The organism is Armatimonas sp. (assembly GCF_031410135.1).
Lineage (GTDB): Bacteria > Armatimonadota > Armatimonadia > Armatimonadales > Armatimonadaceae > Armatimonas.
On record NZ_JANNYP010000403.1, the window covers coordinates 1 to 2,935 of the forward strand.

General features: G+C 53.8%; 2 protein-coding genes. One reads left to right on the forward strand and one right to left on the reverse strand.

Annotation, left to right across the window (positions count from 1 at the left end):
• Positions 1-185 precede the first annotated feature (185 nt).
• Complete coding sequence (locus RMO15_RS14565) at positions 186-1,061, forward strand: hypothetical protein (protein WP_309714055.1); 876 nt, start codon at positions 186-188, stop codon at positions 1,059-1,061.
• 70 nt (positions 1,062-1,131) lie between these two features.
• Here the strand turns inward: RMO15_RS14565 and RMO15_RS14570 are convergent, their stop codons facing one another.
• Positions 1,132-2,679 (reverse strand): DNA N-6-adenine-methyltransferase, encoded by a 1,548-nt coding sequence (locus tag RMO15_RS14570; RefSeq protein ID WP_309714060.1) that lies wholly within the window; start codon positions 2,677-2,679, stop codon positions 1,132-1,134.
• Between the last annotated feature and the right edge of the window lie 256 nt (positions 2,680-2,935).

Here is a 2,935-nt window from a genome sequence, read left to right on the forward strand (position 1 = left end):
ACGACCATCTCACGAAAAGTATTGACGGATACTGAACAGTCGGATTTATCACGGAAACATAGCGAATCAATGTTTTCCGTGCTCTGAACGGGCAGATTTCAGCCAACTATACCTTTCCGGGGCGTTGGGCAAAGAACCCCAGAAAGCATCTCACCCTTAAGGGCAAACCGCTCTCTACGGCAGATATGCTGAAGGTCAAGTGGACGGTTGCGCAAACGGTTGCCACTGATCCAGCATGTCAATTTAAGGCCGGACAGCCTGATGCGGAAATCTTTAGGAATGTCGAAGCTGCGCGGATTAAGGCGTTAAATTCTTTGGGGATGGATGATTCTAATTCTGTGATTTTTCAAATTAGTCGCGCGGATGCTGCTTGGGCTAGGAGTAAGAGTCAGAGAAGTTATACATCTGAATCAGATATTGATAAATCGATTTTAGCTATAGAAGAAGGTGCCAAGCCTAGATATCCTACTTTATCAGAGCTAAATCGTCAGGACTTTGGCTTGAATTGTGCGCGTAGTAATTTAGAGATGATGTATGTTCTTAGAGGGATGGAAAAATTAAAACCCTCGGGGCTAAAAGTGGGATCGTCATACGATTTTCGCTACGATATCAAGGGACGGATGGGTCTGCATGTAGTTAGCGGCGTCAAAATATTAATGCCCGATGGTGGCGTGGCGCATTTATACTATGATCCGACTGCCGCCAGGCATTATTTCTCTAAGTCAGATCTTTCTATATTGTCTCACGATGCCGGCCCATTAGATGCTGCATCCTTGGAAAGATTTGCCAATAGACATTGCATATCTGTTAAAGGAAAGCAAAGCGGCTTTTGGCAGAAAGACGGAGAGAAAATCGTCGCATATGAATATATTTTAGGAGAAAATTGGCCAGAATTCGGAATTGGAAATTTTAATTTTGCAGCCACTCTTCCTGATGGAGGGGAAACTTACCCTGAGCGCGTAAAAGGGACAGCCACCTTTGATCAGTATCACAAGGCAAACTTAGGAAGTATTGCTGCGCTGGATAAAGAGGTTGATAGGATCTATTCTGGCCAGTTCTAGTGCTGTCTGTGGGTTGGTGTAAGGACTTGTGTGATTTCTCCTCTTCACCGATTTGACGACTGACCATGCCTCACAGTTGAATTTTTTCAATCTCATCCAAACTGACCCTGTCTCCGCGTCGGTCATAGAGCTTGGTCGTCCTAGCATCGGCGTGGTTTGCGATGGCCTGGGCGTTCTCTATCGTCCCGCCGCTCTCCAGGTAGGCCGTGATCCCCGTCCCCCGGAACGTGTGGTTCCTCACCGGAGCCGTGATGCCTCCCTGAGTCGCTCGCCGCTTCACCATCTCCAGAGCCATCTCCGGGGTTAAGGAGCGCTCGCTCAAAGCGCGGCTGCGCCCTGGACTGGTGCGAAAGAGGGGACTCTTCTTCTGGTTCTCGATGCCCGCTGCCTTCAGGTACGCATCCAAATACTCCTCGGCGCTGTGATGAACAGGCAGCTCATGCTCCTTGCCGCCTTTCTCATGGAGCCGTACAAACCAGCGCTTCCCGTTCTGGTAGTAGTCTCCCACCTGCATCTTCGTAGCAGCTCCCACACGGGCAAAGGTGAAGATCATCAGAGCGATAAGCGCCCGGTCGCGTAGCCCGAGCAGGTCGGCCCGCTCTTCCTCGACACCATCTGCTCGTTTCACCTTATAGGTAAGCGGAATGCTCTCCAGGAGCTTCTTTGCGTCTGCCTTACTCAGAATCGGGGTCTTGCCACGTCTCACGACGTAGGAGGGGCCTTTCACAGCGGCGGCAGGGTTGAAGGGGAGAATCCCCCCGGTGACAAGATAGTCAAAGAGCCCCCGGATGGCCGCGAGGTCTTGCTTGGGGGAGGGGGGCTTGATGCCCGTATGCTCAGTGCGCTTCTCGATGTAGGCAGCAACCAGCATCGGCTCGACATGGCGCAGATCCACAATTCCCTTGCTCTCAGCATAGTCCAGGAAGGCATTGCAGGCTCTCCAGTAGGCACGGCGCGTGTTCTTGTTGCGAATAGTGACGGTGAAATACTCCAGGAAACGCCTGGCCGCACTCTCCCCGCTGGCCGCGACGATAGGCGAGAGCATGTTCTCTGGTTTTGCTGCTGCGATGGCTTTCTTAGCTGCGGGTACAAGTTCCTGGGTCATCCTTTCTTTAGCTTGGGTCATGGTCTCCTTTCCTCGAAAAATGACAAGTACAGAGGGGAAAGGGGCTGAGTTCTCTTGGGTGCCGAACTTGAGCCGCCCCTTGAGGAAGCGCACTTCTGCCTCGCCTCCTAGAATATGCTGATGCCACCAGCTCGTGTCCGTGCGGGCAGGCATCAGGCAAACGACGGTCGCGCCGTTTTGCTCTGCGCTCTCTTTGGCTTTCTGAATCCACTCCCCGACACCACGGCCATACGGCGGGTTCATCCAGCAGACGCCTTCCCAGCGCTGCTTGAGGCCGTCTTGCTTGGGGGTGAAGTAGCGCTCGCACTTGGCGTTGTACTCCTCTGCGCAGACATCGAGCGTGAAGCCGAACTCGGCGTTCAGCTCGTCGAAGAGGTCTTGCGGGGTGGCCCACATATCGGAGCGGCTGCGGAAGTGAACCGACTCGTTCTTCCTGGCTCGATAAGCCCGTTGCCTCTCGGCGGCACTCTCGTACTGTTTCTCGCGTGGCAAGTCTCATCGGCCCCTCTCTGGCCGCCGTCCACCCAGAGGGGAGAAGTGGCCGAAATTAACACCTATGTTTGTACAGAGCAGATCCCTTGTTCTCATGGGACTCGCTCCTGGCGTCGGAAGCTATCCGCTTCGGAATGGGGAAAGGTGGCCCCGCACTGGACGCAGACCATATCGCCTGTGAGCCGGTGCTGGTCGTACTCGGCCACGAGCTTGGGATGTGGGCAGGGCTTGCCTTCCCAGGCGGTTCTTAGTGCTG

What these genes read in the sequence shown, in the direction of transcription:
- RMO15_RS14565 (WP_309714055.1), top strand. Translation starts at nt 186, where the DNA reads ATGCTGAAGGTCAAGTGGACGGTTGCGCAAACGGTTGCCACTGATCCA.